General features: G+C 70.9%; 34 protein-coding genes and 1 pseudogene. 21 read left to right on the top strand and 14 right to left on the bottom strand.

Annotated features, from left to right (window positions below; genetic code table 11):
- Positions 1-2: 2 nt before the first annotated feature.
- Entirely contained in the window at positions 3-590 is a 588-nt protein-coding gene (locus tag AB0B29_RS08915) for a TetR/AcrR family transcriptional regulator (protein WP_362235922.1), read from the bottom strand.
- A gap of 48 nt (positions 591-638) precedes the next feature.
- On the bottom strand, positions 639-1,148 hold the full coding sequence (locus AB0B29_RS08920; RefSeq protein WP_362235925.1) for a DUF2269 domain-containing protein: 510 nt from the start codon (positions 1,146-1,148) through the stop codon (positions 639-641).
- Between the two features lie 135 nt (positions 1,149-1,283).
- Here AB0B29_RS08920 and AB0B29_RS08925 point away from each other — a divergent pair, with 135 nt between their 5' ends.
- Positions 1,284-1,931 (top strand): class I SAM-dependent methyltransferase, encoded by a 648-nt coding sequence (locus tag AB0B29_RS08925; protein WP_362235927.1) that lies wholly within the window; start codon positions 1,284-1,286, stop codon positions 1,929-1,931.
- A 28-nt stretch (positions 1,932-1,959) separates the two neighbouring features.
- Here AB0B29_RS08925 and AB0B29_RS08930 read toward each other — a convergent pair whose 3' ends face one another.
- Positions 1,960-2,229, bottom strand: coding sequence for a winged helix-turn-helix domain-containing protein (locus tag AB0B29_RS08930; RefSeq protein ID WP_362235930.1), 270 nt, complete (start codon positions 2,227-2,229; stop codon positions 1,960-1,962).
- A 181-nt stretch (positions 2,230-2,410) separates the two neighbouring features.
- Here AB0B29_RS08930 and AB0B29_RS08935 point away from each other — a divergent pair, with 181 nt between their 5' ends.
- The 4 genes from AB0B29_RS08935 to AB0B29_RS08950 all read left to right on the top strand — a co-directional run bounded on the left by AB0B29_RS08935 (position 2,411) and on the right by AB0B29_RS08950 (position 3,844).
- Positions 2,411-2,761 carry a hypothetical protein gene (locus AB0B29_RS08935; RefSeq protein ID WP_362235933.1) on the top strand — a complete coding sequence of 117 codons (351 nt, stop codon included), beginning with the start codon at positions 2,411-2,413 and terminating at the stop codon, positions 2,759-2,761.
- Positions 2,761-3,144 carry a hypothetical protein gene (locus AB0B29_RS08940; RefSeq protein ID WP_362235936.1) on the top strand — a complete coding sequence of 128 codons (384 nt, stop codon included), beginning with the start codon at positions 2,761-2,763 and terminating at the stop codon, positions 3,142-3,144. The genes AB0B29_RS08935 and AB0B29_RS08940 overlap by 1 nt, the downstream gene beginning before the upstream one ends.
- Before the next feature lie 71 nt (positions 3,145-3,215).
- Positions 3,216-3,521, top strand: a complete 306-nt coding sequence (locus tag AB0B29_RS08945; protein ID WP_362235938.1) for a hypothetical protein — start codon at positions 3,216-3,218, stop codon at positions 3,519-3,521.
- On the top strand, positions 3,518-3,844 hold the full coding sequence (locus AB0B29_RS08950; protein WP_362235940.1) for a hypothetical protein: 327 nt from the start codon (positions 3,518-3,520) through the stop codon (positions 3,842-3,844). Before AB0B29_RS08945 ends, AB0B29_RS08950 begins: the two co-directional genes overlap by 4 nt.
- Here AB0B29_RS08950 and AB0B29_RS08955 read toward each other — a convergent pair.
- Positions 3,822-4,070: pseudogene (locus tag AB0B29_RS08955) on the bottom strand (hypothetical protein); the annotation flags it as partial. The gene AB0B29_RS08950 and the pseudogene AB0B29_RS08955 overlap by 23 nt on opposite strands.
- Before the next feature lie 146 nt (positions 4,071-4,216).
- Here AB0B29_RS08955 and AB0B29_RS08960 point away from each other — a divergent pair.
- The 5 genes from AB0B29_RS08960 to AB0B29_RS08980 all read left to right on the top strand — a co-directional run bounded on the left by AB0B29_RS08960 (position 4,217) and on the right by AB0B29_RS08980 (position 6,762).
- Positions 4,217-4,588 carry a VOC family protein gene (locus AB0B29_RS08960; RefSeq protein WP_362235942.1) on the top strand — a complete coding sequence of 124 codons (372 nt, stop codon included), beginning with the start codon at positions 4,217-4,219 and terminating at the stop codon, positions 4,586-4,588.
- Between the two features lie 68 nt (positions 4,589-4,656).
- A complete protein-coding gene (locus tag AB0B29_RS08965) occupies positions 4,657-4,932 on the top strand; it encodes a hypothetical protein (protein WP_362235945.1) in 276 nt (91 codons plus the stop codon).
- Between the two features lie 136 nt (positions 4,933-5,068).
- Positions 5,069-5,902: an NAD(P)H-binding protein gene (locus AB0B29_RS08970; RefSeq protein ID WP_362235948.1), complete on the top strand. Its 834-nt coding sequence runs from the start codon at positions 5,069-5,071 to the stop codon at positions 5,900-5,902.
- 222 nt (positions 5,903-6,124) lie between these two features.
- Positions 6,125-6,346 carry a type II toxin-antitoxin system VapB family antitoxin gene (locus AB0B29_RS08975; protein WP_017945933.1) on the top strand — a complete coding sequence of 74 codons (222 nt, stop codon included), beginning with the start codon at positions 6,125-6,127 and terminating at the stop codon, positions 6,344-6,346.
- A complete protein-coding gene (locus AB0B29_RS08980) occupies positions 6,343-6,762 on the top strand; it encodes a PIN domain-containing protein (protein ID WP_362235951.1) in 420 nt (139 codons plus the stop codon). Before AB0B29_RS08975 ends, AB0B29_RS08980 begins: the two co-directional genes overlap by 4 nt.
- 80 nt (positions 6,763-6,842) lie before the next feature.
- Here the strand turns inward: AB0B29_RS08980 and AB0B29_RS08985 are convergent, their stop codons facing one another.
- Both AB0B29_RS08985 and AB0B29_RS08990 read right to left on the bottom strand, forming a co-directional pair.
- Positions 6,843-7,256, bottom strand: coding sequence for a DUF6193 family natural product biosynthesis protein (locus AB0B29_RS08985; protein ID WP_362235953.1), 414 nt, complete (start codon positions 7,254-7,256; stop codon positions 6,843-6,845).
- Between the two features lie 222 nt (positions 7,257-7,478).
- Entirely contained in the window at positions 7,479-8,171 is a 693-nt protein-coding gene (locus AB0B29_RS08990) for a TetR/AcrR family transcriptional regulator (RefSeq protein WP_362235955.1), read from the bottom strand.
- 53 nt (positions 8,172-8,224) lie between these two features.
- On the opposite strand from AB0B29_RS08990, the gene AB0B29_RS08995 reads away from it, so the two are divergent.
- Entirely contained in the window at positions 8,225-9,343 is a 1,119-nt protein-coding gene (locus AB0B29_RS08995; protein ID WP_362235957.1) for an FAD-dependent oxidoreductase, read from the top strand.
- Positions 9,344-9,479: 136 nt separating this feature from the next.
- On the opposite strand, the gene AB0B29_RS09000 is transcribed toward AB0B29_RS08995, so the two are convergent.
- Entirely contained in the window at positions 9,480-10,376 is an 897-nt protein-coding gene (locus AB0B29_RS09000; protein ID WP_362235960.1) for an aminoglycoside phosphotransferase family protein, read from the bottom strand.
- 284 nt (positions 10,377-10,660) lie between these two features.
- Between AB0B29_RS09000 and AB0B29_RS09005 the strand changes: the two genes are divergently transcribed.
- From AB0B29_RS09005 to AB0B29_RS09015, 3 genes are all read left to right on the top strand, one after another.
- The gene (locus AB0B29_RS09005) at positions 10,661-11,302 is read left to right on the top strand and encodes a helix-turn-helix domain-containing protein (RefSeq protein WP_362235962.1); all 642 of its coding nucleotides are present in this window, start codon (positions 10,661-10,663) and stop codon (positions 11,300-11,302) included.
- An 88-nt stretch (positions 11,303-11,390) separates the two neighbouring features.
- On the top strand, positions 11,391-12,068 hold the full coding sequence (locus AB0B29_RS09010; RefSeq protein WP_362235965.1) for a hypothetical protein: 678 nt from the start codon (positions 11,391-11,393) through the stop codon (positions 12,066-12,068).
- Positions 12,069-12,175: 107 nt separating this feature from the next.
- Positions 12,176-12,508: a DUF2516 family protein gene (locus AB0B29_RS09015; RefSeq protein ID WP_362237212.1), complete on the top strand. Its 333-nt coding sequence runs from the start codon at positions 12,176-12,178 to the stop codon at positions 12,506-12,508.
- A gap of 112 nt (positions 12,509-12,620) precedes the next feature.
- Here the strand turns inward: AB0B29_RS09015 and AB0B29_RS09020 are convergent, their stop codons facing one another.
- The 4 genes from AB0B29_RS09020 to AB0B29_RS09035 form a co-directional block, all read right to left on the bottom strand.
- The gene (locus AB0B29_RS09020; RefSeq protein ID WP_362235968.1) at positions 12,621-13,967 is read right to left on the bottom strand and encodes a PP2C family protein-serine/threonine phosphatase; all 1,347 of its coding nucleotides are present in this window, start codon (positions 13,965-13,967) and stop codon (positions 12,621-12,623) included.
- A gap of 373 nt (positions 13,968-14,340) precedes the next feature.
- On the bottom strand, positions 14,341-15,429 hold the full coding sequence (locus tag AB0B29_RS09025) for a C40 family peptidase (protein WP_362235970.1): 1,089 nt from the start codon (positions 15,427-15,429) through the stop codon (positions 14,341-14,343).
- Between the two features lie 196 nt (positions 15,430-15,625).
- The gene (locus tag AB0B29_RS09030) at positions 15,626-16,444 is read right to left on the bottom strand and encodes a class I SAM-dependent methyltransferase (RefSeq protein WP_362235973.1); all 819 of its coding nucleotides are present in this window, start codon (positions 16,442-16,444) and stop codon (positions 15,626-15,628) included.
- 31 nt (positions 16,445-16,475) lie between these two features.
- Positions 16,476-16,892, bottom strand: a complete 417-nt coding sequence (locus tag AB0B29_RS09035) for a CPCC family cysteine-rich protein (RefSeq protein WP_362235976.1) — start codon at positions 16,890-16,892, stop codon at positions 16,476-16,478.
- A gap of 223 nt (positions 16,893-17,115) precedes the next feature.
- Here AB0B29_RS09035 and mshA point away from each other — a divergent pair, with 223 nt between their 5' ends.
- Both mshA and AB0B29_RS09045 read left to right on the top strand, forming a co-directional pair.
- Positions 17,116-18,453, top strand: a complete 1,338-nt coding sequence (gene mshA / locus AB0B29_RS09040; protein WP_362235979.1) for a D-inositol-3-phosphate glycosyltransferase — start codon at positions 17,116-17,118, stop codon at positions 18,451-18,453.
- On the top strand, positions 18,446-18,958 hold the full coding sequence (locus AB0B29_RS09045; protein ID WP_362235981.1) for a YbjN domain-containing protein: 513 nt from the start codon (positions 18,446-18,448) through the stop codon (positions 18,956-18,958). The genes mshA and AB0B29_RS09045 overlap by 8 nt, the downstream gene beginning before the upstream one ends.
- On the opposite strand, the gene AB0B29_RS09050 is transcribed toward AB0B29_RS09045, so the two are convergent.
- On the bottom strand, positions 18,955-19,791 hold the full coding sequence (locus AB0B29_RS09050) for a helix-turn-helix transcriptional regulator (protein ID WP_362235984.1): 837 nt from the start codon (positions 19,789-19,791) through the stop codon (positions 18,955-18,957). The genes AB0B29_RS09045 and AB0B29_RS09050 overlap by 4 nt on opposite strands.
- 49 nt (positions 19,792-19,840) lie before the next feature.
- On the opposite strand from AB0B29_RS09050, the gene AB0B29_RS09055 reads away from it, so the two are divergent.
- Together AB0B29_RS09055 and AB0B29_RS09060 are read left to right on the top strand one after the other, a co-directional pair.
- The gene (locus AB0B29_RS09055) at positions 19,841-20,278 is read left to right on the top strand and encodes a DUF2000 domain-containing protein (RefSeq protein ID WP_362235986.1); all 438 of its coding nucleotides are present in this window, start codon (positions 19,841-19,843) and stop codon (positions 20,276-20,278) included.
- 115 nt (positions 20,279-20,393) lie between these two features.
- Entirely contained in the window at positions 20,394-21,101 is a 708-nt protein-coding gene (locus tag AB0B29_RS09060; RefSeq protein ID WP_362235989.1) for a YqeB family protein, read from the top strand.
- 133 nt (positions 21,102-21,234) lie between these two features.
- Here the strand turns inward: AB0B29_RS09060 and AB0B29_RS09065 are convergent, their stop codons facing one another.
- The gene (locus AB0B29_RS09065) at positions 21,235-21,654 is read right to left on the bottom strand and encodes a nuclear transport factor 2 family protein (RefSeq protein ID WP_362235992.1); all 420 of its coding nucleotides are present in this window, start codon (positions 21,652-21,654) and stop codon (positions 21,235-21,237) included.
- A gap of 117 nt (positions 21,655-21,771) precedes the next feature.
- Between AB0B29_RS09065 and AB0B29_RS09070 the strand changes: the two genes are divergently transcribed.
- Positions 21,772-22,107: a DUF6233 domain-containing protein gene (locus AB0B29_RS09070; protein ID WP_362235994.1), complete on the top strand. Its 336-nt coding sequence runs from the start codon at positions 21,772-21,774 to the stop codon at positions 22,105-22,107.
- Between the two features lie 314 nt (positions 22,108-22,421).
- Positions 22,422-23,048 carry a GNAT family N-acetyltransferase gene (locus tag AB0B29_RS09075; protein ID WP_362235997.1) on the top strand — a complete coding sequence of 209 codons (627 nt, stop codon included), beginning with the start codon at positions 22,422-22,424 and terminating at the stop codon, positions 23,046-23,048.
- 101 nt (positions 23,049-23,149) lie between these two features.
- Here the strand turns inward: AB0B29_RS09075 and AB0B29_RS09080 are convergent, their stop codons facing one another.
- Entirely contained in the window at positions 23,150-24,418 is a 1,269-nt protein-coding gene (locus tag AB0B29_RS09080; RefSeq protein WP_362236000.1) for an MDR family MFS transporter, read from the bottom strand.
- Positions 24,419-24,587: 169 nt separating this feature from the next.
- On the opposite strand from AB0B29_RS09080, the gene AB0B29_RS09085 reads away from it, so the two are divergent.
- A complete protein-coding gene (locus AB0B29_RS09085) occupies positions 24,588-25,349 on the top strand; it encodes a phosphoglyceromutase (protein ID WP_053670843.1) in 762 nt (253 codons plus the stop codon).
- Positions 25,350-25,952: the final 603 nt, after the last annotated feature.

Below are 25,952 nucleotides of genomic sequence, written 5' to 3' on the forward strand. Positions count from 1 at the left end.
TGTCAGCCTCGGGGGTCGGTGGGGGCCGCGGGCCAGTTCCGCAGCAGCGTGTCGAGGGCGTCGAGGATCCGGGCCCAGGTCTCCTCGGTGTCCGGGGCGCTGTGGCTGAAACCGCCGCCGAGCTCCAGGCTGACGTAGCCGTGGAAGACGCTGCCGAGGAGTCGCACCGCGTGGGTCTGGTCCGGTTCCGTCAGGTCGTAGCCGCGCAGCAGTGCCCGGGTCATCTGCGCGTGCCGGACGCCGGCGCTCGCGGCCGCCGTCTGCGGGTCGAGTCGCAGCTGGGCCGCGGCGTAGCGGCCGGGGTGTTCCCGCGCGTAGTCGCGGTACACGTTCGCGAGGGCGGACAGGGCGTCCTTGCCGGCCCGTCCGGCCAGGGCGTCGGCGGCGCGGTCGGCGAGTTCGGTGAGGGCGAGCAGGGCGATCCTGGTCTTGAGGTCCTGGGAGTTGCGCACGTGCGAGTACAGGCTCGCGACCTTGACGTCGAACCGCCGCGCGAGCGCCGAGACGGTGACCTGGTCGAAGCCGACCTCGTCGGCGAGTTCCGCACCGGCCTCGGTCAGCCGCTCCGGCGTCAGTCCCACGCGTGCCATGAAGACTCTCCCTTCTGCCTGAAGAGAGTGTGCATCTTCCTAAATGCTTTAGGCAAATGAGCGCGATGCTTTGCCTCGCCGGGTCCTTCCCCAGGGCTTCAGGACGGAGATCACCGTCATGAACACGTAGGCGGACAGCGACACGACCGGCCCGAACAGCACGTCACCGGCGTCCGGCAGCGGCCCGCCCGCGGCGACGGCGGTGACCGCGGAGTTCACGGCGGGGCGCAGGACGAACACCGTGGCGGTGGTCGTGGCGAGGGTCAGCCAGAACTTCGTGTACACCCACCGGTACCTGGCCAGGCCCCACACCGTGCCCAGCGACAGCACCAGACCGCTGAGGAGCGTGAGCAGGGCGACGGGGATCAGGAGCCAGTCGGCGAAGAGCTTCATGGCCCGCACGGACGCCTCCACGGTCACGGGGGCCCCGGTGGTGGCCGCGGTGGTCCCGAGCGCGAGCAGCCCGAGCGAGAGCCCGAGCCAGCCCGCGGAGGCGGTGACATGGACGACCAGCACGGCCCGGCGGGCGCGGCGACTGAGTTTCCGGTTCGGCTTCACACTGTCACCGTGCCGGGGGAGGGGCGGCGCGGGCGTCTGGCAGCGGGAGTAAGCCGACGTACTGGCGTCGGAGTAGGGGGGCGTGTCTCCACCGTCCGGTACGGGGGTGTCAGTGCCGTCACCTACCTTCGCGGCATGACCGAGCCCTCGTACGTCACCGCCGTCCGCGAGTCCTACGACACCGTCGCCGCCGAGTACGTCCGACGCGTCAAGGAACCGGCCGAGTTGGACCCGGTGTCCCGCGCGATGCTGGCCGCCTTCGCCGAACTCGCGGCGCCTCTCGGGCCGGTCGCAGACCTGGGCTGTGGCCCCGGCAAGGTGACGGCACACCTGGCCGCCCTGGGAGTGCCGGTGTTCGGCGTGGACGTGTCGCCGAAGATGATCGAACTGGCCCGGGCGGCCTACCCGGAGCTCCGCTTCACCGTCGGCACGCTGACCGCGCTGGAGATCGGCAGCGGCGAACTCGGCGGCATCCTGGCGTACTACGTCACCCACCACACCCCGCCGCAGTGGCTGCCGACCGTCTTCGCCGAGTTCCACCGCACCCTCGCGCCCGGGGGCCGGCTGATGCTGGCGGGCCATGTGGGCAACGGCGAGCACCTGCGCCCGACGCGGGCGTACGGCGACCATCCGGTGTCCTACGAGTCACACCTGCTGCCGCCCGACCGGATCGCGGAACTGCTCACCCGGGCCGGGCTGGTGGTCACGACGCGCGTGGTGCAGGAACCCGAGGGCGGGTCGAAACGGCGGGCGGGGACGTTCCTGGCGTACAAGCCGGAGTAGCGGGACGGGCCGAGGGGGGGTGGGGTCTTCAGTCGTTCGGCCCGCTGTCTCCGGAGGCTCCACCGGCTGCCTCAGGCATCCCGATGACGTAGGTCCCCTTCGCGGGCAGAGTGGCGACGAGCCCGCGTTTCCGGAGTTCGACGACGGCGCGTCGCACCGTGCCGATGCTCACGCGGTACAGATCGGTCATGGCGCGCTCACCCGGCAGCGCGGCCCCTTGCGGCAACTTGCCGGACGCGATGTCCGTGGCGATGGCGTCGGCGAGTTTCACGTACTCGTAGCGCGGAAGCTCCGTCATTCCTCCACCGTGCCGCAGCCCTACGCAGATCGCAGAGGCAGAACGCGTCCCACCGCGGTGGGACGCAGAGGAACGCAAGGGTGTGCAGGGGGACGCAGTTGCCGGTATGGTCGAAACGACAAACCCCGGCGAGGTGGCTAGACCTCCCGGGGCACGGCCAACGCTTACCAGGAGCGTCGACATGCACGACCTTATCCCCCGCGCCCTCCAATGGCTGCGCCTCCTCTTCGCCCCCGGCACCGGGAAACGGCGTCGGTGCCGCCCCCGACGGCACCTCTTCCCCCACGTGCACCTCAGCCTCGTCAGCTGCCCCTCGACGGCCCTGCCGCCGCAGCTCCCCCGTCACCGCTCCCCGTACGGCCTGCACGGTCCTCTCGACGGGGCCGCCTCCCCCCTCGTCCGCCCCTATCTTGCCGCCCACGAAAGCGAGGCTGCCCTCCAGGAACGCCGCCGCCTGGCCCTCGTGCTCGCCGCCGACTTCGGGATCGATCTCCACCAGCACCTGATCGGCACGCGGAAGGTGGCCGCCTGATGGAACGCCCCACCGGTCAGGCACCGCCCCGGCTTCTGCCCTGGCTGTCCGAAGAAGGCAATCCCTGCTACCTGATGACCGACGACAACGGCGGCTACCTCTCCCGTCTCGCCGACGAGCTGGAAGCCGTCCAGCTCGCCACCGGCACGGACGTGTTGGGCCTCGCCCGCAAGGTGCTGGACGACCCGGACTCGCCGTACACGGAGGTCCGCTTCGCCGGCCTCCGCCTCGCCGAGTGCCTCACCGACGCGCTGCGGGTCGCCGAGTCCCGAGGGATGCGCGTGCCGGTGCCGGTGCAGGTGCCGGACACTGAGGGCACCAAAGCGGACGAAGGCGCTCACCGGCAGGTCACGCATAACGTAACGAGCGGGCTATGGTCGTAACCACGACGCGTCGAACGAGTTCACCGGCTATGACTGCCCACGCCGCCGAACCGACACCGAGTGTCCCGCCCATGCCCGAGCGGACCCCGAAGGCCCTGCGCGAGGCGATCGTGGAGCACGCCCCCCAGCTCCTTGCCGACTTTGACGAGCACTGGAAGTGGGCTGTCGCCGACGCGTACGACATCAGCACGGTGCCCGCGTTCATGGCCCGCTGGTGGGGTCAGTACGCGATCGCCCGCGAGCCGAAGCTCGACGCCCACGTGACCGACCTCGAACACCGTGCGGCGGAGGCCACCGACATCACCGAGGCCAAGGCGCTCCTCGAAGAGGCATCCAATATCCGATACCAGGTGCGGCGACTGGAGCCCGGCCAGTGACCGACGACGGATTCATGGGTCCGCCGTGGCAGATGGACTGGACGCTCAAGGCCCAGGCTGCCCGCGACACCCTGCCGGAGAACGTGCGGAAGACGGTCGACGCCGCGCGGGCGGAATCGGTCACGGCAACGGACCTCTACTTCCGAGGCATCGAGGCTGACGCTGATCTTCCCAAGGGCATGAAGGTCCGGCCGCTTGAGTCCAGCAGGCCGAAGGGGCCCCGCATCCTCCTCTTCGACAACGGGCACGGCTGGATGACCTACACCTTCATCCGACGTGTTGAGGATCCTCAGATCGTCAGAGATCGGCGAAGCTGTCCTTGACCGAGGCGCCGGGTGAGGACGTGTCGATCCGGGCGGTGAGCGCGTCGGGGTCGGCGTCCGGCAACAGCGTCACGGCGTCGGGGTAGTGGAGCGGCGTTCGCACCGGGGCGGCCCAGGCGTCGGCCCCGAAGTGGCCCGTCATCCCGTGCGCCCGGCACATCGCCGCACACCACTCGGCGTTGTTCCGGGCGGCGGCCCGGACCAGGGCTTGCCGCGAAGTCGTCATGACGCGGATCAAACCGATGGCAGGTCCGGCCCGTCCACTGATTTGATGGTGGCCGCCCTGCCGTCCAGTGCCGGAAGGACTCCCCCGTGCCTGCTTCCCCTGCTGAGCCGACCCGCCCGGGCGGACTGCCAGGAGGTGCCGGCCGGATGAGGTTGAGCGCGATCACCCTGGACTGTGCCGATCCACTCGCCCTGGCGGCGTTCTACCAGCAGGCCACCGGACTGGAACTGCATCCGAGGTCGGACGCCGACTTCGCCGCGCTGGACGGTGAGAACGGCCTCTCCCTCGCCTTCCAGCGGATCGACCACCACCGGCCTCCCAGCTGGCCCGACCCCGCCGTTCCCCAGCAGATGCACTGCTGTTTCCGGGCCGCGGACCTGGATGAGACGGAGGCACGTCTGCTGGAGCTGGGCGCCGGCAAGCCGGAGTATCAGCCGAACGCGGGGAGATGGCGGGTGCTCACGGATCCGGCGGGGCACCCCTTCTGCATCGTCGGGGGGCTCGACGGGCCTGAATGAGGAGGTCGGCCCGCAGGCCGGGAAGGGGTCCCCGGCCTACGGGCCGCGGCTCGGCCAGGATGAGATCCATGACCTCGTCGAAGACGCAGAAGACACCGAACACGTCGAACACATCGGACACGCCGGGTCCGGCCACGGTGGCCACCTCACCCACCCTGTCCGCCACGGAGATCACCACGCCCCGCCTCCGGCTGCGCAAGGCGCACGACAGCGACCGTGCCGGGTTCATCGAGCTGCAGACCGCCCCCCAGGTCCGGTTACACCTCGGTGGTCCGAGGCCGCGGGCTGCGGTCGAGCCCGAACAGACCCTCGTGGTGGCCGCACTGCACTCGTTCCAGGCCTGAGCGGCGGGCCGGAGGCGTTCTGGCCGAGGTGTTCCGTCTCCGTCGACCTGCTGATCTTGATCCTTGACCTCAAGTGAAGTTGAGGTCTTAGCGTGCCGTGCACGTGATCACCGGCTGACGACAGGAAGAGATGACGATGATCCTCGTGACCGGCGCGACCGGGAACATCGGAAGTGCCCTGCTGCGGGAGTTGCACCTGGCCGGCGCCGCGCCCGTGCGAGGTCTGACTCGTGATGTGCGACGGGCCTCGTTCCCCGAAGGGATCGCAGCCGTCGAGGGCGATCTGGCGCAGGCCGAGTCTCTGAAAGCCCCGTTGGAGGGAGCGCGCTCGCTGTTCCTGTTGTCCGGCATGGGGGCGGAAGCGGAGGTCCTGGCGGCTGCCCGGCAGGCAGGCGTCGAGCACGTGGTGCTCGTGTCGTCGATCACGGTGCAGACTCATCCGCATCTGCCCGCGGCCCGCGAGAACCAGGCTGTCGAGCAGGTGCTCAAGGACAGCGGCATGGCCTGGACCATCCTGCGGCCGACGCAGTTCGCCTCCAACACCCTGTGGTGGGCGCAGTCGATCCGCGATCAGGGCGTGGTCCGAGCGCCGTACGCGGACACCGGTCTCCCCACCATCCACCCTGCGGACATCGCGGCGGTGGCCCGTGCGGCGCTGACCGAGCCGGGCCACCGAGGGCGGACCTATGCGCTGACCGGGCCGGAACGCGTAACGGTCCGACAGCAAGTCGCAGCCATAGCGGCGGCGTTGGGGCGCGAGGTGGCCTGTGTCGAGATCAGCAGGGAGGAGGCCCACCGGCAGATGGCGTCCTTCCTGGGGGAGGAGACAGCGGACGCGGTCCTCGATCTGATGGGCGGGGACCTCAATGGGGAACTCCTGAAGGTGCACGACACCGTTCCCCGGGTCACCGGGACCGCGGCCAGGCCGTTCCGGCAATGGGCGTCGGATCATGGCGCCGCCTTCCGCTGATGCGATGGCCGTGCCGCGCCAGGACGTGCCAACCCGTCATCGGTCAGGGCCGGGGACGTCCAAGGGGAAGGCAGGAGCCGAGCGGCCGGCATCCAGTCCGTACGGGGGCGACCTCTTCTGTCGCCGCCAGTGGAGCGCGGCTTGAGCGGGTCGGTGATTGGGCCGAGCATGCACCCTGCGGATATATACACTGGATGTTGCCCTTGAATAAAGGAGTCCAGTATGAGCGTGACGACGATCGACCTTGATGACGACGCGCTGGAGAAGGCCATGCGTGTCGCCGGCGGTGGGACCAAGAAAGACGTGGTCAATGCCGCCCTTCGTGAGTACGCCGAACGCCATGAGCGGGCCGCGCTCGTAGCGAAGCACTTCCACGCCGCCCAGCAGTGGGATTACGAAGGCTGGCAGCAGCGCCGCGTCGAGGACAAGCAAGGTGGCGTGTGATCCACTACCTGCTCGACTCCTCCGGGCTGTGGCGCCTCCTGCGTGAGGAGCAGTTGCGGGACGCATGGCTGGAGACCACCACGCTCCGCGCCATCGGGTCGTGCGCCGCCCAGCGAGCCGAGTTCCGGCGCTCGGCGCGCAACGCCGCGGAGTACGAGGCCATGGGGGAAATGTTCACCGATCTGTACCCCGACGTGCCTCTTCCCAGGAGGTTGTGGGACTGGGTCGACACAGCCCAGTACGCCCTCGCCGAGAAGGGCGCCCTCGGTGCGGCCGGGCCGCTCGACCTGATGATCTGCGCGACCGCCGCGCATCATGGACTGATCGTCCTGCACGACGATGCCGATTTCGTCACCGTGGCGCGTTTCCTGCCCGACGTCAGTGAGCGGAATGTACGCAACGTCCCGGGTTTCTAGCATCCCCGGCTGACGTCGAACGCCCCGTGGGACTTTGCGCGGTACCGCTGAAGGTGAGGCAGCGTCAGCGCCTGACGTTGTCATGCGTGTTCGTCGGCGGATGCAGTGACGGCGGGATCGGAGTCGTCGGGTAGGAGTTCAAGCACAAGGGTCACGGCTTCTTCGGCGGTGTCGACCTCGCCGATCACGGCGGAGGGAGAGCGTCGGCGAACCTTGAAGCGTCCGTTGTGCAGGGGCTCGATCGATCCGGCCTGCATGCTCCAGGGGTAGCTGATGGAGCTGCTGAAGAGCAGGGTGAAGTGGCTGGTGAACGGGTACAGCCGCCGGAGTCGTGGTTGGGCGGCGGCAGCCTCCAACAGCGGAACGATGCCCGGATACGGGCGCCCGGGCGAGCGGACCTGATGTATTTCCTGTCTCCACCGCCAGCTGAGCCGTAGGGACTCCCAGCGGGCCTCGACGGCCTCAGTCAGTCCGCGACGGCGTGCTGCGACCATGTCCGGCAGAGCAGGTCTCGGAGGCGGGGGTAGCTGTCGGCTGGAGGTCTCTTCGGTCGCGTCCACCGCCACAGTTTCCCGGACGGAGTCTGCAGGCGGTGCTCTGATGACGGAGATCATGACCGGGTAAGGACGCGTATCCGGAGGAGCCGGAACGACGTGACATCACGAAGGTCCGGGCAGTCCCAGTCCGGCGCGATCCCCTCTCTCACCAGCTGAGCGTCACGCCGGCGGCCGGGTGAGTTTGGCGGCCACGGCGTCGAGGACCCAGTCCAGGCCGGTCGCGAAGGATGTCTCGGCGTCCACGTCCGTGCCGTCGTACACGGCCTTGGCCAGCGCCGGGAAGCGGCCGGTGGCCAGCATTCTCGTCACATGCGGACCGTGGGCGCGCTGCCAGTCGTGTTTGGACAGGCCCGTGGCGCGCTCGGCCCGCAGGTTCGCGATCTCGCGCCTGATCGCGCCAATGAAGTAGGCGCTGACAGTCTCCACGGCGCGCATGACGGTGTCGACATCGGTGAGGCCGTCGAAGGCGGCCAGCGTGGCCTCGGTCACGGCGAGGCCGTTCGGACCCAGGGCCGGGCGGCCGCCGAGCAGGTCGGCCAGCCATTCGTGACGGAGGGTGGCCTGCCTGGTGCGGTGGGCGAGGATGCGCAGCGCCTCCCGCCAGTCACCGGGCTGCTCCTCGGGGAGGATCTCGGCCTGGACCTCGTCCACCATGAGGTCGAACAGCTCCTCCTTGGTGGAGATGTATCTGTACAGCCGCATCGGACCGGCGTCCAGGCGGGCCGCGACCTTGCGGACCGACACCGCCTCCAGTCCGCCCTCGTCGGCCAGTGCGATGGCGGCGGCGACAATCCGCTCCCGGTCGAGCGGTACGGGGCGAGTCGGCGGCTCCGGCCGGTCCCAGACAGTCATGCTCACACCGTACCGTTGCGATACGCCGTATATGAGAAATACAGTGTATCGCCATGAGGCCTCGCATCGCAGTGGTCGGCGGTGGTCCCGCCGGCCTCACCTTCGCCCGCGTCCTGCACCGCCATGACCACCCCGTCACCGTCCTCGAACGCGATCCCGCCCCCGACGCCCGCCCCCCGGGCGGCACGCTGGACCTGCACGAAGGGATGGGCCAGCTCGCGCTCGACAAGGCGGGGCTGCTGGCGGAGTTCCGGGCGCTGTCCCGCCCCGAGGGGCAGGCCATGCGCATCCTGGACACGGACGGGACCGTCCTGCGCGACTGGCAACCCCGCCCGGATGAGCAGGCCAATCCCGAGATCGACCGCGGACAACTCCGTGACCTGCTGCTCGGTTCTCTCGACGTCCAGTGGGGCCGGGGCGTGACGCAGGTGGTGCCGGGGGCCCGGGACGGCGTACTCGTCCATTTCGCGGACGGGCGACAGGAGACGTTCGACCTGGTGGTCGGCGCGGACGGCGCCTGGTCCCGGACGCGCCCGGCGGTCTCGCCGGTGACGCCGCACTACACCGGCGTCACCCATGTCGAGACCTCGCTGGACGACGTCGACACCCGCCATCCCGACCTCGCCCGGCTGATCGGCGACGGTTCCATGGCTGTGTACGGGGTGAACCGAGCTCTCGTCGCCCAACGCAACAGCGGCGGCCACGTCAAGGTGTACGCCAAGTTCCGCGCGCCGCTGGACTGGCACACGAACCTGGACCTGGCCGACGTCGAGGCCGTGCGATCGAGCCTGCTGGCTCTGTTCGACGGCTGGGCCGCTCCCGTCCTCGACCTCCTGCGCCACGGCACCGCTTTCGTTCACCGCCCCCTCTACGTCCTGCCCGTGTCCCACACCTGGACCCACGTCCCCGGGGTGACGCTACTGGGCGATGCCGCCCATCTGATGCCCCCGTTGGGGGCGGGCGCGAACCTCGCGATGCTGGAGGGCGCCGAACTTGCCGAGTCCATCGCCACCGGCCCTGGAGATCTGGACGAGGCCGTCCGCGCCTTCGAGGAACAGATGTGGGCACGGGCAGGCAGATGGGCGAAGATCACGACGGACGGTCTGGAACGCCTCATGAGCCCGGACCCCGCCGAAGCCCTCGCCGTGTTCGATCACGTCCAGCCGTCCTGACGGTAAGCGCGCCGGCACCGAGACAGCCCGCACCGTCGCCGAGATTCTCAGACCGCGGTCGCACCGGCCGGGCGGCATCGATTCCTGTCGGCGCGTACATGGCCGCCGGGGAGGCCCAGTCGATCCATGCCCGACGTCAAAGGCCCCTCAGGACACGATCGAGTGCGGACCGGCCTGCGGGCCCCCAGTTCGGCTTGCCTCCGGGCAGGCCGCGATCCCCGGCTTGGCCCATCGCCATCAGGAACAGGCTCCTCATCGCGGCCAGTCCGCGTGCCCGTCGCACCGCTGCCTCGTCCGCCTGCGCGTAGCTGTCGAAGAACCGTGAGGCGCCACCCGCGGGGAGGAGCAGCCAGGCGGCCGCGAGGTCCCACGCCGGGTCGCCGGCGACCAGCGCGCCGAAGTCGACGACACCCGCCAGGGTCCCGTCCGCGACGACGACGTTCGCCGGATGCAGGTCGCCGTGCACCCACACCGGCGGGCCCTCCCACCCCGGGGCCGCCACCGCTTCACCCCAGACGTCACGGATCTCGTCGGCGAGGTCGACAGGGGCGACGTCCTGGAAGAAGTGCTCGAAGCCGTCCGCGCAGTCCTTGGGGTGAGCGCCGAAGTCCGAAGCGGTCGGTGCGTCGGCGGGCGCCTCCACGTGCAGCGCCCTGAGGAAGCCCGACAGCGTCTCGGCCGCGTGGTCGCCGCGAGTGATCGAGCCATGGTCCAGCGGCGTGCCCTCGACCCATGTCATGACGGTCCAGATCTTGGGGAAGCGCTCGGACGGCGCACCGTCCCGCAGGGGGACAGGAATCGGCAGCGGCAGGCGCGAGGCCAGAGTCGGCAGCCACCGGCGCTCCTTGAGCTGGAGATCGGGGCTCGTGTCCATCCGCTGCATCCGGACGGCCAACTCGTCACCCAGGCGCCACATTTGGTTTCCCCAGCCGCCCGCCACCTCGCGGATGGGCAGCTCGGCCAGGTCCGGATGCTGCTCCCGAAGCAGGTCGCGGACCAGATCCTCGCTGATCTCAATCTCGGACTCGATCATGCCGAGTCACCGTACTTGGCCCTCGAACCCGTCGGCACCCCCCGATCACCGCCGCCTTGGCTTCGCCCGAGCCGCCTGCATCGCGGTGCTGCAGGCCTTCGCCGACGCCGGCGGCCACCGCACGATCGTCTGCTCGCGCGGCGACTCGGATAGCGCGGGAACCGCTCACTTCCACTGGGAACGGACAGCCGGCAAGAGCGGGCAGCGGGTGGCAACCGAGTGCTGTGGCGCACTTTTGCAAGCGGGTGCTTGCAATAGTTAGCGGGGTGTTGCACTGTGGAGGCATGGCATCGCTCAACGTCGGCAATCTCGGTGACTATCTGCGCGAGCAGCGGCGCACTGCGCAGCTGTCGTTGCGACAGCTCGCCGACGCCGCCGGGGTGTCCAATCCGTATCTCAGCCAGATCGAGCGCGGGCTGCGCAAGCCGAGCGCGGAGGTGCTGCAGCAGGTCGCCAAGGCGCTGCGGATCTCCGCCGAGACGCTGTACGTCCGGGCCGGCATCCTCGACGCCGAGCGTGATCGGGACGATGTGGAGACGCGTGCCGTCATCCTCGCCGACCCGACGCTGCACGAGCGGCAGAAGCAGGTGCTGCTGCAGATCTACGAGTCCTTCCGCAAGGAGAACGGGTTCGGGAGCGGCGACGGCCCGGACGGCTCGCAGGCCTCGGACCGTGCGGATGCCTCGGGCGGTGCCGGCGTCGTCGGTGTCGTCACCGCCGACGGGGCGGTGAGCGTCGACGGGGGCGCCTCCGGCACCGGGATACCCAACGCCGGCCCGGCCGACGGCGGTCAGCCGGCCCGGCGCCGCAGCCGCAAGAGCGCCGTACGCAGCGACAGCACGAACGACGGCGGTACGACCGCCACCCGCCGCACCCGCAAGAGCACCGGCGGCAGCGACACCGATCCGCAGCAGACGGCCGGCTGAGCCGGACCAGGGCATGGGCCGCCCGCCGCGGATCACACAACCCTCAGCCGAACCCTCAAGCGACACAGAATCCGGGAGGACCATCACCATGGCCATCACCGACGACCTGCGCAAGACCTTCAGCAACCCCACCCCGCTCTACTTCGCCGCAGGCACCGCCGACCTCGCCCTTCAGCAGGCCAAGAAGGTGCCGGCCCTGGTGGAGCAGCTGCGCTCCGAGGCTCCCGCGCGGATCGACGCCGTACGCAACACCGACACCAAGGCCGTCCAGGAGAAGGCGTCGGCCCGGGCCAAGGAGGCCTCCGCGCGCGTCAAGGAGACGCAGGAGACCCTGCAGACCAAGGTCACGCAGTTCATCGGCTCCATCGACGTCGACATCAAGAAGCTCGGCAGCACGATCGACTCGGACCTGAAGAAGTTCGGCGAGAGCGCCCAGGACTTCGCGCTGCGCGGGGTCGGCGTGGCCGCCGAGTACGCCGTCAAGGCCCGTGAGACCTACGAGAAGGTCGCCGAGCACGGCGAGCAGGCCGTCCGGACCTGGCGCGGCGAGGCCGCCGACAGCATCGAGGACGTCGCCGAGGGCGTCGAGGAGCTGGCCGTGGCCGTCGAGCCGAAGCCGAAGCCGAAGCCGCAGCCGGTCCAGGTCAAGGAGGAGCCGGTGAAGCCGGCCGCCGCCGCCCAGGCCAAGAAGGCCCCCGCCGCCAAGAAGGCCCCGGCGCGCAAGGCCACCACCACCGCCAAGAAGACCACCCCGCCCGCGAAGTAGTACGGCGGAGAGGCCGAACGGGCCGGGCACCCTAGGGGTGCCCGGCCCGTTGTACGGGTACGGTGACCGCGTAGGACGAGCCGAGTCAGGTGGTGGACGTTGTGCTGATGCAGGGCTTCCAAGGGTTTATGTGGCTTCTGAACGTGGCCCTGACCGTTTTCTGCGCATTCGCGCTGCTTGACGCGGCGGTGCGCCGGGAGGACGCCTACCGCGCGGCCGACAAGAAGACCAAGCCCTTCTGGCTGATCATCCTGGGGCTCGCCCTCGTGGTGAACCTGCTCTTCTCGATCCTGTCGTTCCTGCCGATCATCGGCCTCATCGCGACGATCGTGTACATGGTCGACGTGCGTCCCGCCATCCGGGCCCTGCCGGGCGGCGGCCGCAGCCGGCGCGGCTCCAGCAGCGACGGCCCCTACGGCCCGTGGAACGGCGGCCGGTAGGGCTCCCGGAGCAGCAGGCCCGGAGCCACCGCACCCGGTCCCGTAGGGCCGGGGCTACGGCACCCCGTCTGGCAGGGCCGAGGCTCAGGGCTCCCGGAGCTGCAGGCCCGGGCTACGGCACCCGGTCCAGCAGCAGGACCGCCACGTCGTCCGTCAGCTCGCCGCCGTTGAGTCGGCGTACCTCGTTCACCGCCGCCCCCAGCAGCTGCTCGCCCCGCAGGCCCTCGGCGAACTGGCGGCGGATCATCTCCGTCATGCCGTCCTGGCCGAGCCGCTCCCGGCCCTGGCCTATGCGGCCCTCGATCAGGCCGTCGGTGTAGAGCATCAGGCTCCACTCGGCGCCCAGCTCCACCTGCATCCGCGGCCAGCGGGCACCGGGGAGCATGCCGAGGGCCGGTCCGTTGTTGTCGTACGGCAGCAGGCGGGCCGGCTTGCCCGGGCGGGCCAGCAGCGGCGACGGGTGACCCGCCAGGCACAGCCCGGCGCGCCGGCCGTCCGGCGCGATGTCGACCGTGCACAGGGTCGCGAAGATCTCGTCGTCGGCCCGCTCGTGTTCCAGGACCTGCTGGAGCGTGCCCAGCAGCTGGTCGCCGCACAGGCCCGCCAGCGTCAGCGCCCGCCACGCGATCCGCAGCTCCACGCCGAGCGCGGCCTCGTCCGGGCCGTGCCCGCAGACGTCGCCGATCATGGCGTGCACCGTGCCGTCCGGCGTGCGCACGACGTCGTAGAAGTCGCCGCCGAGCAGTGCGCGCGAGCGGCCCGGGCGGTAGCGGGCGGCGAACCGCAGCGAGGAGCCCTCCAGCAGCGGCGTGGGCAGCAGACCGCGCTCCAGGCGGCGGTTCTCCTGCGCCCGCAGTCGGCCCTCGGCGAGCCGGCGCTCCGCCGACTCGGAACGCTTGCGCTCCACCGCGTAGCGGATCGCCCGGCTCAGCAGCCTGCCGTCCAGCTCGTCGCGGAAGAGGTAGTCCTGGGCGCCCACCCGCACCGCCTCGGCGCCGCGCTCGGCGTCACCGGACGCGGTCAGCGCCAGGACGGCGTGCCGGGGTGCGAGCTCCAGCACGTGCCGGAGCACGGCGAGCTCGTCCGCGGAGTCGCTGTGGCCCGGCGCGGGCAGCGCCAGGTCCAGCAGGATGCAGTGGACGTCGTCGGTCAGCAGCCGGCCGGCCTCCGTCAGGTTGCGGGCCGTGCGGACGCGGATCGGCTTGCCTGCCTGGTCGAGCATGTCCGGCACGATCGGCGAACCGGCCGGATCGTCCTCGATCAGCAGCAGCGTCAGGTTGGTGTGGGCGGTGTTGTTCTCCACCTTGTCCGTGGTGTTCCCGGCGGTGTCCGGCGTGCGGCCGGCGGGCGAGGCGTCCTTCACGGGCTCCTCGGCCGAGCCGCCGCGCGGGGACGCGGCCTGCGCCTGACCACTCTCCGCGGCCGGGATCGCTCTCTGCCGCGGTATGGGTACGGGCATCGTCTTGGGTTCCTTCCCTCCCCCCGAGGGCATGGTGGGGCGAGGGACCTCGACCCACCGAGCGGGACCATAGCGGGTGTCGGCGCCGCATTGGAATGGTGTGAGCCACGCCGCTGTGCCACCGGCCTGTGTCATATGCCGCGATATGCCCCGCAGTTGGACAGCTCGGAGATGCTGCAGGGATGACGAACGTCACGTCAGCGCACGGTTGGCCCGTGGCGAGGCGTGCGGTGGGTCACGTGGGACAGGTCACCGAGGATGTCCGATATCCGGTGTGCGGGACCCCGCTGTTGGGTGTGCGGCCCTCCGCAGCCCTGCGTACGTCCCCCGGCCGCCGTCCGCGTTCAGCCGGCGTCCGTGCCGCCGTCCGCGTTCAGTGGGTGCCCGTGCCGGCGTCCGGCCGTACGACCCCGAGGATGGGCATGGTTCCGGCGCCCGCGATCGTCACGGTCCGCCCGGGGCGCGGCGCGTGCACGATCGACCCGTCGCCGATGTACATGGCGACATGGCTGGCGTCGTCGAAGTAGATGATGAGGTCGCCGGGGCGCATGTCCTGGATGTCGATGTGCCGCAGCCGCTTCCACTGCTCCTGTGAGGTGCGGGGGATGCCGTGCCCCGCGGACAGCCACGCCTGCGACGTCAGCCCCGAGCAGTCGTAGGTCCTGGGGCCCTCGGCGCCCCACTGGTACGGCTTGCCGATCTGGGCCGTGGCGTACTTCACGGCCTTCTTGCCCTGCTCGGAGGCCTTGCCGTTGATCTCTTCGAGAATGCCGGAGCCGAGCCAGGCGGTCTGCGCCCGGTTCGCGGCCTCCTTCTCCAGCTCCGCGAGGCGCTCCTGCTCCTCCTTCTGCAGCGCGGACTCGAGCTTCTCCGCCTGCGCGATCTGCTTCTCGATCTTCTTCTGGGCGGCGGCCTTGGCCTTGCGGCCCGCTTGCAGCTTCTTCAGCTGCGCGGCGGCGTCCTTGGCGTACTGCTCCAAGTCCTCCTGGGTGCGGGTCAGTTCGCCGAGGAGTCCCTTGGTGGCGTGGTGGCCCTCGCGGACCCGCCCCGCGCCGTCGAGGAAGTCCTGGGGGTCGTCGCTCAGCACCAGGTGGGCCTCGGGTGGCAGTCCGCCCCCGCGGTACTGGGCGGCGGCCGCGGCGCCCGCGCGGTCCTTCAGTTTCCTGAGCTTCTCCTGGCCCTTGACGATCTTCTTGGCCAGCTCGACGACTTCGGCGGACTGCTTGTCCGCCTTCTCGTCGGCGGCGTTGTACTCGTCGGTGGCGCGGCCGGCGGCGCGGTAGAGCCCGTCGAGCTTCTTGCGGACGGCCTCGAGGTCCTTGGCGGGTGCGAGTGCCGCGCCGGCGCCGGGGGTGGGTGAGGGGGTGGGGTTCGCGAACGCCGTGCCCGGTGCCGCCAGCACCGTGACCGCGCAGACCACGGCCACCGCGGTCGCCATCAGGCCACGCTTGCCCGTACCCATACCTCAGCCCCCAAACTGATTAACCATCAGTAACTTGTGGTTCGTTTGGGGATGCTGCCATGTCGGCCCGCAAAGCGACAGAGGTAGTACTTCCCGCCACTCCAGTGCCGGTATGCCCCGGCATGACGATCTCCCCGTCTGTGTGACGAACGACTCAAAGAGATCGTTCCAACGGGTCCTGTGAGGGCGGGGGCTGTCAGGCGCCCGGGGCCAAGGCCGCCCAGCGCACCGTCACTTCGCCCTGCCGCCAGCGCGCCGGTCCGTCCGCCACCGGCCAGTCGGCGGTCAGATCCCGTATCGCGCGCATCCAGCGCTGCCGGGCGCCGTAGGAGGCGTAGGGCGCGGCGGCCGCCCAGGCGCGGTCGAAGTCGCGCAGGAAGGCGTGCACCGGCTCGCCCGGGACGTTGCGGTGGATGAGCGCCTTCGGCAGGCGCTCCGCCAGGTCGGACGGGCGCTCCAGGGAGCCCAGCCGGGTCGCGAAGGTGACCGTGCGCGGTCCCTCCGGCCCGAGCGCGACCCAGACGTGCCGGCGCCCGATCTCGTCGCAGGTCCCCTCGACCAGCAGCCCGCCGCGCGACCCGGTCGCCGGGTCGGCCGGTACGAGCCGCCCGCACAGCCGCCGCCACACGGCCGCGACCTCGCCCTCGTCGTACTGGCGCAGCACGTTCGCCGCGCGGACGAGCAGGGGCCGCTGCGGGATCGGGATCTCGAAGCCGCCGTGCCGGAAGGCGAGCCCCGCCCGCTCGTAGGGCAGCGCTGCCGCGACCCGGGCCGGGTCGATCTCGACGCCGACCACGCGCGCGCGGGGCGCGACCGTGCGCAGTCGCTGCAGCAGCTCGACGGCCGTCCAGGGGGCGGCGCCGTACCCGAGGTCGACCGCCACCGGGTCGGCGGCGCGGCGCAGCTCGGCGCCGTGCGTGGCCGCGATCCAGCGGTCCATGCGGCGCAGCCGGTTGGGGTTGGTGGTCCCGCGCGTCACCGTGCCGAGGGGGCGGGTCGCTGCGCGGGAGGTCATGCCTACGAGGTTAAGCGGCGCTCGGCGCCGGTCAGGAGCCGAGGTGCCGCCGCCAGTACGTGGGACGCCAGTAGTACAGGACGGTGAGGTCGTCGGGCATCGGTTCGTGGGCCGGACCCCGCTCGAACGGGTCCCGGTCCGGGTCGGCGGGCCGGAAGCCCGGGTCCAGCGGCTCGTCGTCCCGTGGCGGCCGTACGTGCCGCCGCATCTCCTCGGTGACCGCGCCGATCCGCCGGTAGTTGGCCTGCGCCTCGATCAGGCTCAGCCCGTGGTTGGGGCCGCCGCCGGACGTGGGGTGACGGAGCTGGGAGGGGTCCTCCTCCCAGTAGCAGACCGGGCAGATCTCGTAGGCCCACAACTCGCCGAGGGTCCGGTGGCCGCAGCACGGGCAGGGCAGGAGCTCCTCCAGTGGAGGGGGCGGGGCGGGGTCATGCCGTGTGCCTGTCATGTCGGTGAGGATAGAGAAGCCGGGAGCTCGCCGTCCGCCCAGCTCGTACACCGGTGACCGCTCGCGCCAGGACACTTCCGCCCTCGAACGGTTGAGCGACAAGCGGTAATGATTCGGTAAAACTGCCGAATCGGGAAATGGAGCACCTCGCTCCGGTGTTGCACCCCGTCGGAGGGCACCGTGCGCCCTGCGAAGGCATGCCCGGAGCGAGGAGGAACGCCACGTGAGCCAGTACATCGGCAGGCTCGGCCGGCGCTCCGCGTCGTCGCCGGCCCGTCTGCGGCTGCACCGCAGGCCCCGCCGCGTCGCCATGCTCTCCGTGCACACCTCGCCGCTCCACCAGCCGGGCACCGGCGACGCCGGCGGCATGAACGTCTACATCGTCGAGCTCGCCCAGCGCCTCGCCGCACACGGCGTCGAGGTCGAGATCTTCACGCGCGCGACCGCCGCCGCCCTCCCGCCGACGGTCGAGCTGGCCCCCGGCGTCCTCGTCCGGCACGTCGACGCCGGCCCCTACGAGGGCCTCAACAAGGAGGACCTCCCCGCCCAGCTGTGCGCCTTCACCCACGGCGTGATGCAGGCCTGGGCTCACCACCGCCCCGGCCACTACGACCTGGTCCACTCCCACTACTGGCTCTCCGGCCACGTCGGCTGGCTCGCCGCCCAGCGCTGGGGCGTCCCCCTGGTGCACGCCATGCACACCATGGCCAAGGTCAAGAACGCCAACCTGGCCGACGGCGACGCCCCCGAACCGGCCGCCCGCGTCATCGGCGAGACCCAGATCGTCGCCGCCGCCGACCGCCTCATCGCCAACACCACCGAAGAGGCCGACGAACTCGTACGGCACTACGCGGCCGAGACCGACAAGGTCGCCGTGGTCCACCCCGGTGTGAACCTCGGCCGTTTCTCGCCCGCCGACGGCCGGGCCGCGGCCCGGGCCCGCCTCGGCCTGCCCCAGGACGCGCTGATCCCGCTCTTCGCCGGCCGCATCCAGCCGCTGAAGGCCCCCGACGTGCTGCTGCGGGCCGTCGCCGTCCTCCTCGACGAGCGCCCCGAACTGCGCTCGCGCATCGTCGTGCCCGTCGTCGGCGGCCCCTCAGGCAGCGGTCTCGCCAAGCCCGAGGGCCTGCAGAAGCTGGCCGCGCGCCTGGGCATCGCGGACGTCGTACGGTTCCGCCCGCCGGTCGGCCAGGAGCAGCTGGCGGACTGGTTCCGCGCCGCCTCCGTGCTGGTCATGCCCTCCTACAGCGAGTCCTTCGGCCTGGTCGCCATAGAGGCGCAGGCGGCCGGCACCCCGGTGCTCGCGGCGTCGGTCGGCGGCCTGCCGATCGCCGTGCGCGACGGGCACACCGGCTTCCTCGTCCGCGGCCACGACCCGGCCGACTACGCGCGCGTGCTGCGCGACTTCGCCGACGACCCGCAGCTGGCGCCCCGGCTGGGCGACCAGGCCGCCCGGCACGCCCAGTCCTTCGGCTGGGACACCGCGGCCGCTGCCACCGCGGACGTCTACACGGCCGCGATGCAGGCGCACCGCCGTCGCGTACGCTCGCTGCATGGGTGAAACCGATCAGGAACAGCGTGCGGCGCAGGTCATCGAGGGAGTGCTCAAGGACGCCGACCTGGAGTGGGAGAGTCCCCGGCCCGGCACGTACGTCGCGCAGCTCCCCGGCACCCGCAAGCTGAAGACGACGCTCTCCCTGCTCGTCGGCCGCCACTCCCTGTCGCTGAACGCCTTCGTCATCCGTCACCCCGACGAAAATGAGCAGGGCGTCCACCGCTGGCTCTTGGAGCGCAACCTCAAGCTGTACGGCGTGAGTTACGCCGTCGACCAGCACGGCGACGTCTACGTCACCGGCCGCCTCTCCCTGTCCGCCGTCACCCCCGACGAGCTCGACCGCCTGCTCGGCCAGGTCCTGGAGGCCTCCGACGGCGCGTTCAACACCCTGCTGGAGCTGGGCTTCGCCTCGGCGATCCGCAAGGAGTACGCGTGGCGGGTCTCGCGGGGTGAGTCGACCCGCAACCTGGAGGCGTTCACCCATCTCACCCAGCGCCCCGAGCGGCCCTAGGCGGCCAGGTAACGCCCCGGCGGCACACCCACCAGCTTCCGGAAGTGCCGGGTGAGGTGCGACTGGTCGTAGAAACCGGCCGCCACCGCCACCTCGCCCGGAGTGCGCCCCTCCAGGAGCAGCCGCCGGGCCAGACCCACCCGCAGGGACGTCAGGTACTGGTGCGGGGCGATGCCGTAGGCCGTGCTGAACGCCCGTACGAGATGGGCGGGATGGGCGCCGAGCAGCCCCGCGGCCTCGCGCAGGACGACGCCCTCGACGATCCGCTCGTCGAGCAGCTCGCGCAGCCGCCGGGCGAGCACCGGATCGGCCGGCCGAGCGGAGGCGGACTCGTTCCGCAGATGCCCGCGCAACCGCTCCCCGACGAACAACAGCCTGCTCTCGGCCTCCAGTTCCTCACCGGGCCGCCCCAGCGCGCCGTGCACCTGGCCCACCCGCCGCCGCAGCAGCGGATCGCGCAGATCGGGCCGGTCGACGGCTGCCCCGATGAACTCGTCGCCGAGGTGCGTCCCGTCGAGGTACAGCACCCGCTTGCGGAAGCCCTCGGCGGTGACGGGGGAGCCGTTGTGCGGCACGTGCGGCGGCAGCAGCGTCACGGTGTCGTGCGGGGTGCCGTGCTCGTGCCGGTCGAGGTCGTAGCGCACGGCGCCGGTGTCGACGATCAGCAGCGTCCAGGAGTCGTGGACGTGCATCGGATACGCGTACTCGGTGAACCGCGCGTGGAAGACCTCGACGACACCTTCGACGGCGGGCCGCCAGGCGGAGACGGTCCGGGAGGACTCGGAGGTGACCCGCGGGGACGCGAAGACGGTCCGGGAGGACTCGGAGGCCATGCAAAGAACGTACAAGACCCCGGCCGGGGCGGGCGGGCACGCTCGGACCATGGACACCGAAGCCTCCCCGGAGCCGATCCGCTTCGACACGAAGATCGCCGTACTGCTGCGCGCGGACCTTGAGCCCTGGCAGCGCCTCAATGTGACATCGTTCCTGGTCAGTGGCCTCGGAACACAGGTTCCCGAGGTGATCGGCGAACCGTACGAGGACGCGGACGGCGTGCCCTACCTCCCCATGTTCCGCCAGCCCGTCATGGTCTTCGAGGCCACGAAGGAAACCCTGACCACCGCCCACACCCGTGCCCTCTCCCGCGCCCTGCCCCGGGCGATCTTCACCTCCGACCTCTTCGCCACGGGCAACGACCGCGACAACCGCGCCGCCGTGCGGGCCGTGCCGACCGCGGACCTGGACCTCGTGGGGCTCGCCGTGTACGGCCCGAAGAACGCGGTGGACAAGGTGGTGAAGGGAGCGCGGATGCACCCGTGAGCCGGGGCGGCGGGCTGCGGGCGACCAAAGTCGCGGGGGCGTAGACCAACGGCTGACGACAGGGCGGGCGGCTGCTGAAGAGACTGGCCGTATGGAGGAAGCCAGGAACGTTCCCATGCGGAAGAGCCCCCGTCCGCAGGCGGGCAGGACGACGGAACTCGCCGAACCGGCCTGGGCCATCGTGCTCTTCTGCGTCGTCTGCGGTGCCGTGGCCGGCGCGCTGCTCCCACTCCTCGCCCGCCTGCTGCTCGCCCTGCCGTGGGCACCGCTCGAAGGCCCGGCCGAACTGCTGACCTCGCTCCCCGAACCCGCCCTCACCCTCGGCACGACAGCGGTGGGCGTGCTCGGCGGCCTGCTGCTCGGCTTCACGGCGGCGCACGAGTCGCTGTCCGTCCGCGTCCACGACACCCACGTCACCCTGGCCGTCCGGGACAGTGTCCAGGACTTCGCCCGCGACGAGATCTCCGTGTTCTTCCGGGACGGCAAGCAGCTCGTCCTGCTCGGCCCGGACGGCCTGGAACTGGCACGGGAGCACTGCGGCCTGAACTGGCGGCGCCTCGTCGACGCCCTCACCGCACACGGCTGGTCATGGGCGGAGGAGGACCCGTTCCGCGCCGCGTTCCGCCGCTGGGTCCCCGGCACTCCCGGCCTGCCCATGGGCGCGGACGCACTGCTGCGGGCCCGCGCGCAGGCCCGCGCGGAGGAGGGCGGTGCCGCGGACGCCCGGGAGTTGCGAGGGGAACTGCTGCGGCTGGGGGTGGTCGTGCGGGACGAGGACCGGCGGCAGTACGTCCGGGTCGTACCGGGCGACGTCGGCGGGTGAGGTGACCCGGGTCGCCGCGGCTGGTGGTGACTCGTGCTCGTGCGGTGGGCGTCAGGGCGTGCAGGCGGTGACTCGTGCTCGTGCGGTGGGCGTCAGGGCGTGCAGGAGGTGACTCGTGCTCGTGCGGTGGGCGTCAGGGCGTGCAGGCCGCGGCGATCGACACGCTGTTCTCGTACAGGTGGTGCCGGGTGATCCGCCCGCCCTCGACGGTGAGCCGCAGCGCGAAGGGCCCCGCGAAGGACTTGCCGGTCGCCCGGACGGTCCCGGAGAGGTGCCCCATCAGCACGGCGTCCGTCCCGTCGACGAGGAAGGTGTCGACGGAGGCGCGGGCGTCCTCGGGGACGGTGTACCGGGCCAGCTCATCGGCCTGCGCGGCGCATTCTGCGGCGGTGGACCGAGGCCGGATCCACGGCACGGCGGGGTTCTCGGCGAGCATCCAGTCGACTGTGTCGGCGAAGAGAGCCGTCAGCCCCTCTGTGTCGCCGGCGAGCCGGAGCTCGAGGAACTTCTGGACGGTGGAGCGGGTGGCTTCGGCGGTGTCGGCGGGTGTCATGGAACTCAGCCTGCCGGGGTGCGCGGGGCGCGTCGATTACCTCGGAGGTAAGGGTGCTGCGGCCGGAGATGGGGTGGGTGGGTGCCGTGGGGACACCCTGCTCCTAGAATCGAACGCATGAACGATCCAGGGTCGCGACTCGCGCTGCTCCGCTTCCTGGAGCGCGTGCAGGAGCGCGACCTGGCACGCACCCGCCGATGGATCGCGGACGAGGAACGCCGCCAGACCGAACACCGACGCGGTGTCCTGGCCCGGCCTCCCGCGCCGGACTGGCTGATCGAACACGGTCTGTCCGGGCAGGAGGCCGTGTACGTCCATGTCGGCGGCTGCTGGAACGCGGGCCGGCGCAGCAAGGGCGTCGACCGTGACCACGCCCGGCGGGCCCTCGCCGAAGGGGTCAAGGCCTGCCCGCAGTGCCGGCCGGACACGGAGCTCGGGTTCGTGGACGGGTAGGGCGGCCGGATGCGGAGGGGGCGTTGTGGACTGCCGCTTTCGTCGTGGACCGCCGCTTTCCTTCGGCCGCTGTCGCAGGCGCGGCGCCTCACCGGAACCCGAGTATGAGCATCAATGTCAGTGCCCGGCGCTACGGTCACCAGTGCGCGGCCGGCTTCCGGGGGTCCAGCTCCGTAGGGAATGGTTTGTATCCCCGGCCTGTCCGGGGGCGGCCCGGAGATGTCGTCCGGGACCCAACCGACGGTCGGGCTTTGCCGATCGCCAGAAGGTGACCTGCCAGCGCCGGCCGCGCACCGCTGGATCATCATGCCGGTATGTCTGCGAACCAGCCCGCGAACGCGAACCAGCCGGCCAACGCCAACCAGTCTGCGAAGCGGTCGGCGAACGTCAACCACTCTGCGAACCGATCGGGGAACGAGCGTCCTGGGACACCGACCGTCACCCGGCTCTCCCGCTACACGAAGACCGAGCAGGACGAGATCCTCGGCAGCGGCGACGACCCCTTCGGTGTTGCCGCAGCCGGTCTGACCTGGCTCCCCAAGGAGGAGCACTTCGGTGTCCGGCTCGACGGCCGGCTCGTGGCCCATGCCGGTCTGCTGCGGCTGCCGGTATCGGTCGGGGGTGAGGAGACCGAGGTGATGGGCGTGGGCGGAGTGGCCGTGGCGCCCGGCGTACGGGGCCGTGGCCTCGCCCGGCTCGTGCTCGCGGCGGCCCTCGACCACGCTCGCACGCAGGGGCCCCGGCACGCGCTCCTGTTCTGCCGGCCTCCCCTCGTGCCGCTGTACCAGCGCCTCGGATGGCTCCCGCTCGACACGGACGTACTCGTCGAACAACCCGGCTCCGACGTGGTGACCATGCCGCTGCGCACGATGGTGACGCCCCTGCGCGACGACGCGCACTGGCCGCCCGGGCGGGTGCGGCTGCACTCCTTGCCGATGTGACGGGCCCCTGCACGGGTCCCTGCCGATGTGCCGGGTCGGAGGGGCACGGCGTAGAGCGCCTCACCCCGCACCACCGACCGTGCACCGGGGGCAGGTCCGCCTCACCCCGCACCGACCTCGGGCTGTGGGCGCACCCCCACCGACGGCTCGGCCACCTTCTCCTCGCCCGGTACACGCCGCATCAGCACGGCGTACCCCACCCCGGCCACCGTCCCCACCACCGCGCACAGGCCCCACAGCCACGCCGCCCCGAACCGGTCGATGACGAACCCGGACAGCAGCGGGGCGACGAGGGCGGCCACCGACCAGGACATCGTGTACATGCCCTGGTAGCGCCCGCGCCCGTGCACCGGGGACAGCCGTACGACGAGACTGGTCTGCGTCGGTGCGTTGACGATCTCGGCCAGCGTCCACACGCACACCGTGAGCGCGATGACGCCCAGGGACCCCGCGAAGGCGGTCAGCGCGAAGCCGTACCCCGCGAGGACGGACGAGGCGACCAGCAGCCGGCGCGGATCCCGGTGTTCGATGAAGCGGGTGACCGGGATCTGGAGGACGACGATCATCACGCCGTTCACGGCGATGGCCATGCCGTACTCGGCCGGGGAGAACCCGGCCTCGCCCATGGCGACGGGCAGCCCCACCGACCCCTGCTGGAATACCAGCGCCACGAGGAAGGACAGTCCGACGACACTCATGAACCGCCCGTCGCGCAGTACGGTGCGCAGGCTCACGGAGTCGTCCCGGACGCCCGCCGTCACCACCCGCTCGGCCGGCTTGGACTCCGGCAGCCGCAGGAAGACGAGGATCGCGCAGGCCAGCGTCATCCCCGCCTCGATCAGGAACCCGGCGCGGTAGCTGACCTCGGCGATGAACCCGGCGGCCGTGGAGGAGACGGCGAAGCCGAGGTTGATGGCCCAGTAGTTGAGGGAGAAGGCGCGGATACGGTCCTCGGGCCGGACGATGTCGGCCATCATCGCCTGCACGGCGGGCCGCGAGGCGTTGCTCGCCATGCCGACGAGGAAGGCGACACCGGCGATCGCGACCGGGTCGCGCACGAAGCCCAGCAGCGCGACGGACACGGCGGTCGAGGACTGCGCGATCAGCAGGGTGGGCCGCCGGCCCAGCCGGTCGGTCATCACCCCGCCGCCCAGTGAGGAGACCACCCCGCCGAGCCCGTGCAGGGCGGCGACCAGACCGGCGTACGTGGCGGAGTAGCCGCGGTCGAGGGTCAGGTACAGCGCCATGAACGTGGCGACGAAGGCGCCGAGCCGGTTGACGAGCGTGCTGGCCCACAGCCACCAGAACGCGCGGGGGAGACCGGAGACCGTCTCCCGGACGGCGCGGCGGGCGCGCAGGGCGTACGGCATGGGTCCCCCGGAGGCAGCAGGCGTGGATGGCGCATGTAAGCAGCGCTGGCGACAGGCGCACATTACAAACGGGTGGTTGACGGGGGCCACTCAATTAACAGATCCCGTCAAACGTCCGCCTGCCGGGCAGCCACGCGAACGGGCGAAAGCGTGGATTACGCTCTGAGGCATGGCCGACGCACCGTACAAGCTGATCCTCCTCCGCCACGGCGAGAGCGAGTGGAACGCGAAGAACCTGTTCACCGGCTGGGTGGACGTGAACCTCAACGAGAAGGGCGAGAAGGAGGCAGTCCGCGGTGGCGAGCTCCTGAAGGACGCCGACCTCCTCCCCGACGTGGTGCACACGTCCCTCCAGAAGCGCGCGATCCGCACGGCACAGCTGGCCCTGGAGGCCGCGGACCGTCACTGGATCCCGGTCCACCGCTCGTGGCGCCTGAACGAGCGCCACTACGGCGCCCTGCAGGGCAAGGACAAGGCGCAGACGCTCGCCGAGTTCGGCGAGGAGCAGTTCATGCTGTGGCGCCGGTCCTACGACACCCCGCCCCCGCCGCTGGACGTCGACGCCGAGTACTCCCAGTTCTCCGACCCGCGCTACGCGACCCTCCCGCCGGAGCTGCGGCCGCGCACGGAGTGCCTGAAGGACGTCGTCGTTCGCATGCTGCCGTACTGGTTCGACGCGATCGTCCCCGACCTGCTGACCGGCCGCACGGTCCTGGTCGCGGCCCACGGCAACTCGCTGCGCGCCCTGGTCAAGCACCTCGACGGCATCTCCGACGCGGACATCGCGGGCCTCAACATCCCCACGGGCATCCCGCTCTCCTACGAACTCGACGCCGACTTCAAGCCCCTGAACCCGGGCGGCACGTACCTCGACCCCGAGGCGGCTGCAGCGGCGATCGAGGCGGTCAAGAACCAGGGCAAGAAGAAGTAAGCAGCGCTGAAGAAGCCCCCTGCCTGCGGGTTGTCCGCTGGTAGGGGGCTTGTTGTTGGGCTTGGGCCGTGCTTGGGCCGTCACAGGTGCTTAGGTCTGTAGGTGACGTGGCGTTGTAGGCCTTACGGCGAAGGCGAGTTGGGGGGTTACAGCCTGCCGGTGAGCCACGTGAAAGGAACGCGTAGAGCGGTACACTCGCCACAGCTTTCTCACAGCGGCGGGCCTCAAAAAAAAGCCCTCGAAGGTGACTCTCTGCGTACGGAAGAGTACGCACAGCGTGACGAGTCCTTATCTGGACCTTACTTCGAGGCGCTCCCCCGACAGTAGAGGCCCGTGGGAGGGCCTTCATCGAGGTAAGGGCCCCGCAGTGACCTTTCACATTCCCCCGGTCAACGGTCTCGTTGTCGCGGTCAGCGTCCTCATCGGCTGCATCGTGTACCACCGAAGCAGCGGCGCGCATGAGGGGCGAGCCACTAAGGGTGACCTGGCCATGGCAATCACGGCCGTCGGGGCGTGCGTTCTCATCCTGAGCTTCTTGTTCGGTCTGGGGGACGGTGGAGCACCTACGGGTGATTCACCTGCTCCGGTGCCGACGGTTTCAGC

Origin of the sequence: Streptomyces tibetensis (assembly GCF_040647715.1) — a bacterium.
Classification (GTDB): Bacteria; Actinomycetota; Actinomycetes; order Streptomycetales; family Streptomycetaceae; genus Streptomyces; species Streptomyces tibetensis_A.